This is a genomic window from Okeania sp. (assembly GCF_983059655.1).
The window spans coordinates 1-5,462 of record NZ_CEZPJD010000542.1 but is presented as its reverse complement, the minus strand read 5'-3'; the positions used below and the strand labels follow the sequence as shown (position 1 = coordinate 5,462).

Annotated in this window: 5 protein-coding genes and 1 pseudogene; 5 read left to right on the top strand and 1 reads right to left on the bottom strand. The window is 37.3% G+C overall.

What is annotated here, in order from left to right; genetic code table 11:
* Positions 1 to 110 (top strand): annotated as a pseudogene (locus AC3DU7_RS23765) (DUF561 domain-containing protein); the annotation flags it as partial.
* Between the two features lie 121 nt (positions 111 to 231).
* Here the strand turns inward: AC3DU7_RS23765 and AC3DU7_RS23760 are convergent.
* On the bottom strand, positions 232 to 441 hold the full coding sequence (locus tag AC3DU7_RS23760; RefSeq protein ID WP_488041770.1) for a hypothetical protein: 210 nt from the start codon (positions 439 to 441) through the stop codon (positions 232 to 234).
* A 283-nt stretch (positions 442 to 724) separates the two neighbouring features.
* On the opposite strand from AC3DU7_RS23760, the gene AC3DU7_RS23755 reads away from it, so the two are divergent.
* From AC3DU7_RS23755 to AC3DU7_RS23740, 4 genes are read left to right on the top strand one after another with little or no spacing between them, the layout of a single operon-like run.
* Complete coding sequence (locus AC3DU7_RS23755; protein ID WP_488041769.1) at positions 725 to 1,669, top strand: hypothetical protein; 945 nt, start codon at positions 725 to 727, stop codon at positions 1,667 to 1,669.
* Positions 1,670 to 1,707: 38 nt separating this feature from the next.
* A complete protein-coding gene (locus tag AC3DU7_RS23750) occupies positions 1,708 to 1,935 on the top strand; it encodes a hypothetical protein (protein ID WP_488041768.1) in 228 nt (75 codons plus the stop codon).
* Positions 1,932 to 4,598: a tetratricopeptide repeat protein gene (locus AC3DU7_RS23745; RefSeq protein ID WP_488041767.1), complete on the top strand. Its 2,667-nt coding sequence runs from the start codon at positions 1,932 to 1,934 to the stop codon at positions 4,596 to 4,598. The genes AC3DU7_RS23750 and AC3DU7_RS23745 overlap by 4 nt, the downstream gene beginning before the upstream one ends.
* Positions 4,517 to 5,287 carry a CHAT domain-containing protein gene (locus AC3DU7_RS23740; protein WP_488041766.1) on the top strand — a complete coding sequence of 257 codons (771 nt, stop codon included), beginning with the start codon at positions 4,517 to 4,519 and terminating at the stop codon, positions 5,285 to 5,287. The genes AC3DU7_RS23745 and AC3DU7_RS23740 overlap by 82 nt, the downstream gene beginning before the upstream one ends.
* The last annotated feature ends 175 nt before the right edge of the window (positions 5,288 to 5,462 follow it).

The window sequence follows — 5,462 nt, the reverse complement described above, 5'->3', positions numbered from 1 at the left end:
CTGCTATTAACAAACTGAATGATGAAGTGGCGATGATAGCTGCGGTTCGTAGTTTGGTGGAAGCTTTGGCAAGTGTTCGTTATGTGAAAGTAGATGCAATGTCTGTTTAATTTGGTTTACTTCCATTGTTTTCATATCAATAGATGATAATCCTGTAGGGATGTTGTATGCAACGTCCCTACTTTAATAGCATTTTACTGATAACTGATAACTGATAACTGATAACTGAAATCACCCACGAATAGCGCAAATGAGTTTAGCAGCAGCATGAGAAATAGTATAGATAATAATGGCAGTACCACAAGCTCCTGCAATGATTAAACCTGCTTCTTTATTTTCTATTGCTATGTCGCTCATTTTATTCATTATTGTCATGAAATTAGTCTCTTGAGTTTCTACACAAGTTAATTGTTGTTGATTTTCTTGATAGTTATTTTCCATGTTTATTCCCCTTTTTGTTCAATTGATTAATATCCTAGATAAAATAAATAGCTGTTGACAACTATTCAAAATTTCTTTTTTTGCGAATAAATTAATCTGTATTTTTGAAATCAATATTAATAACAAAAACAATTATCTGTTAATAAATTTAGACAAATTACATCAAATCCTGATAAATGATTGTAAATGACAGCAAATGACGGTGAATGGCAATTTTAATTTATTGGTTTTATTTTTCATAATGGTGGTGTTAAGATTAATTTATTTAGATGAGGTAGACAATATGACTGTTACTATAAAATGTCGGTTTCTAAATGCTAGTGCTGAGGATTTATTTCTGGATCAGAATGGGAAAATGACTATTGAAAAGGATTTTTTTTACTTGCGATATTCTCCAGATAATCAGGATTTGAATAATAAAAATATAGATGTTAATAAGCCGAGTATTTGTAAACTTTTAGCAGAGAAAGGATGGGGATATGTGAGTAATACTATTCAAAAAATTTCTCGCTCGGTAATAGATTGTTTATTGGATAAATATGGAGAGGAAATGGAGAATGATTTGGGAATGGAGACGGTTATTTTATTAAAAGAGCCGGGGCGTGGTAAGTCTAAATTAGGTAAGGATTTATGGAAAGTTATTTATGATTGGTTATGGAAGCATAAATTTATCCGGTGGTTGGAAGTGAATTCTTGGTTGTTTTTGGAAAGTCTGGCTGATAAAAATCGGGATTGGATTGATTTTCGAGAGAATGAAAGGATGGAAATGGGGTTGGTTTCTTCTGGTGGTAAATTAAAGATTCCCAAGGTGAAGAAAGAGGAGAATAAACCTTTAAAACTTAATTTGGAAAACCCTTATTGGGTAATTATTAATTTTCCGGATTTTCAGGGATATTTATTGTTATTAAATTATGGGGTTGTGAGTCGGTGTGTTGTTTGCCCTTCTTCGGCTTTTGCTGTTGATGCTCGGTTAGAGGGAGTTATGCTTTTGCCACAAAAGGAGAGTGTCAGTTATCAGCAGGAATGTCGGTTTACTTTTGAGGAATTGGGTATGGAAAAGTTTGTGGCGATCGCTCTGGAAAAGCCTTTAGATTTAGCGTGGTTAAAACCTAATGAAGATGAATTAGCTCCAGAATTAACGGGGAGAAGAATGGAGGAGTTATGGCAAGAGTTGGAGAAGCAAGATGACTGGCGGGTTTATTCTCAGGATGTTGAAGTGGTTGGATAATATATTTGAAGAATTTATCCATAGATTAGGAGAAAATTATGCGGAATTTTAAGAAGAAAATAGTTACCGATGAAGCTATGCGTCCTGTAGCAGTTTTGATTGACTATGAAGACTGGCAAGAAATTGAAAAGTTGTTAGCTGATGCTCAGTTAAAAACTGAAGTAAAAAATGTAGATTTAGCTAAGTATGCAGGTACTATAAAACTTAGTATAGACCCTTTGGAATATCAACAACAAATTAGGGATGAAAGGAATCAATCAAAATGAATGAACAATTTAAGTTTTTAATTAAGATACTAAAAGTAATTTACAAAAGTAAAGGCGACCCCAAAGTAGTCTACCCACTTTTGGAAGCTAACTTAGATAGAGTTGATTATAGATTGACCTATATCCTCAAAAGCCTTAGATTATCAAAACTATCAGAAGCTGAACCAGAAAAAGCAATAAGTATTGCGATGGATATTAACTATTTTAGCACCCTTATCCAAATGTTTCCTCTAGGCAATAAAGCAACTAACATAGAAATTGCTATTGCAGGTTACAAGGCAATACTAAAAATTTTTACAAAAAAAGACTTCCCGTACTATTGGGCAACAACTCAAGGGAGTCTCGGTATTGCTTACATTGATAGAATTGAAAAAGATAGGGCAGGCAATCTTGAAAATGCCATTAACTTTTGCATTCAAGCATTAACAATTTTTACAAAAAAAGACTTCCCGTATGATTGGGCAAAAAGTCAAGTCAATCTCAGTGTTGCTTACCTTGATAAAATTAAAGGAGATAGAGCAGACAATCTTGAAAACGCCATTGAGTTCAGCAAGCAGGCATTAACAATTATTACTAAAAAAGAGTTCCCGTATGAATGGGCAGCGATTCAAAATAATCTCAGTATTGCTCACCTTTATAAAATTAAAGGAGACAGAGCAGATAATCTTGAAAATGCCATTAACTTTTGCACTCAAGCATTAACAGTTTTTACCAGAAAAGACTTTCCTTACAAATGGGCAATGGCTCAAATCAATCTCGGAAATGTCTATATTGAAAAAATAAAAGGAGATAGAAAAGAAAATTTAGAAAAAGCTATAAATGCCTATACAGAAGCACTAGAAAACCTTATTAACCCTATTGATTTGGCTACAGTTCAAAATAATCTCGGAATAGCCTACCTTTACAGAATCAAAGGAGACAGAAAAAAGAATGTTGAAGATGCTATTGTTGCATTTAAAAAAGCTCTGACAATTCGTACTAGAGAAAAGCTTTGGTTAGATAGAGCTAAAACTCTAGAGAATCTAGGTAATGCCTACATGGACAGAATTGAAGGAGACAAGTCACGAAATATTGAAGATGCCATTAATGCCTATACAGAAGTACTGCATACTCAAGAAAACTTTCCTATAGATTGGGCAACCACCCAAAATAATCTTGGTACTGCCTACATGGATAGGATAGAGGGAGACAAGGCAGAAAATATCAAAAATGCTATCTTGGCATTTAAAAAAGCTCTAGAAATTCGTACTAAAGAAAACTTCCCTATAGACTGGGCAATCACTCAAAACAACCTGGGTCTTACCTACACTAAAACAATCCGCGACAACAAAACCGAGAATCTAGAAAAAGCCATTGCTGCATTTGAAAAAGCTTTGAAAGTACGTACTCTTAACGCACATCCTATTAATCATCTCACAACTTCCCGTAACTTAGGCAACCTCTATTTCAAGCAAGACAACTGGCAACTTGCCATCCCTGCCTACGAAAAAGCTGTAACCGCAGTAGAACTAATTCGCAGTTGGTCAAAAGACGACGATCGCCGCCAAGAAATCCTTGCAGAATCTATAGATATCTACCAAAATATCATCCAATGTTTCATCAACCTCAAACAATATGACAAAGCAATAGAATACGCCGAACGTTCCCGCTCCCGAATGGTGACAGAATTAATGGCAAGCAAAGACCTCTACCCAAACGCGGAAATACTACCCCAACTCCTAGAAGAATATTATCAATTGCAACAACATTTGTATAATCTCCGTCGCTCTACTTCCGAAGAGACACTCCATGGAACCTCCCTACCAGTTGCAAATAGTCGATTTCACCGTTGCCACAGTAGGGAAGAAGCAGAGCAAAAATTGATGGAAATTGAAAAAACAGAAGCAAAACGGCAGCAGGTTTGGCGAGAAATTCGTAAGTCTGACCCAGTATTAGCTGGTCAGTTACAGGTAGACTCCTTGAGTATCCAGCAGATGCAAGCATTAATTAAAGATGAGGAAACAGCAGTACTTAGTTTTTACACTACTAAAGATAATACCTATATATTTATAGTGATTCGGCAGGATGTTCAACTTTTTACTTGTGAAGGTCAAGGTATTGAGGTGCTGCAAAACTGGATATTTGATAACTGGTTAATACCCTACATTGACTACAGAAATGAGGAAAACCGAGAATGGCGTAAAAATATGGGAGCATTTTTACAACAACTATCCCAACGCTTGCAACTGAATCAACTGATTACCCAACATCTGAGTGATATCAAAGAATTAATTATTGTGCCGCATCTAGCTCTACATCAAATTCCGTTTGCTGCTTTGCCTGTGAATATTCAGGGAACTTCAGTTGTAGGAGAGATCCCCCCAACCCCAGTTGAAGAAGAAATCCCCCCAACCCCCTTGGAAAGGGGGGCTATAACGACGAAGATTCAGTTTCCCCCTTACAAAGGGGGACGGGAGGGGGATTTTACCAGGGATTTGCAGATACTCGCCTATCTATTCCCGGTAGCAAAAAAAAGACTCCACCACCAGGCAAACCCAAAACACCTAAAACTCAACCCACCTATCTCAACGACAAATTCCGTTTGCGAGTCGTACCCAGTTGTCAAATACTCAGCTATTGCGACAACTACAACAAAAGCACCGACTCTGCCAAAATGGGAATAGTCGAAAATGCCACAGGGGACCTCATATTCACCCAGTACGAATGCCAAAACCTCGCCCAAATGTTCCAAGTACCGAATAACTGTCGCCTCCAATATCAACAAGCAACAGTCAACAACTACCGCCAACTCGCAAAACAAGTACAAATTCTCCATTCCAGTCATCACGCTAGCGCCGACTTAAGCAACCCCCTAGATTCAAAACTAAGATTATTTGATGGGGAAGTCACCCTTGGAGAAGTCTTCACCTGGCGTTTATCAGAATTAACCGATGTATTCCTCTCCTGTTGCGAAACTAATCTCACACTCAGCAAACTCAACGATGACATTCTAACTATTGCAGCAGGTTTCCTCAGTGCAGGCGCTCAGAGTGTAGTCAGTACATTATGGGCGGTAGATGATTTCGCGACAGCTCTATTCTGTGTGTTTTATTATGAAAATCGGCAAAACCCCGAATACACCCGCCCCCAAGCATTACACAAAGCTCAAATTGATTTGCGCAACTTGACAGGAAAACAACTTAATGATGAGTATCGGCAGCAGCTAGAAAAGCATTTGGAAGATATTAAGACAGAAGAAAATAAAGAACAAATTGGAGAAATGAAAGTCACACTTAAATATTTATCTCAGCAGGAATATCCATTTATTAGTCCCTACTATTGGGCAGCATTTGTTTCTCAAGGTTTACAGTAATTAGGAGTCAGAAGTCAGGAGTCAGAAGTCAGGAGTATAGCTGACTATTATCCGTGTATCCGTGGCATAATCAGTGTCTAGCCGTCCATGCCCAAATCAGTGTCTAGCTCCTAATTCAATAACCGAATTTGGGCCAAAACAAAAACAGCAGGAATCACACGGCCATAATTTGTAG

Bases quoted from the DNA above. Each gene is read 5' to 3' on its own strand.
- AC3DU7_RS23760 (WP_488041770.1), bottom strand. From the start codon at position 441: ATGGAAAATAACTATCAAGAAAATCAACAACAATTAACTTGTGTAGAA.
- AC3DU7_RS23755 (WP_488041769.1), top strand. From the start codon at position 725: ATGACTGTTACTATAAAATGTCGGTTTCTAAATGCTAGTGCTGAGGAT.
- AC3DU7_RS23745 (WP_488041767.1), top strand. From the start codon at position 1,932: ATGAATGAACAATTTAAGTTTTTAATTAAGATACTAAAAGTAATTTAC.
- AC3DU7_RS23750 (WP_488041768.1), top strand. From the start codon at position 1,708: ATGCGGAATTTTAAGAAGAAAATAGTTACCGATGAAGCTATGCGTCCT.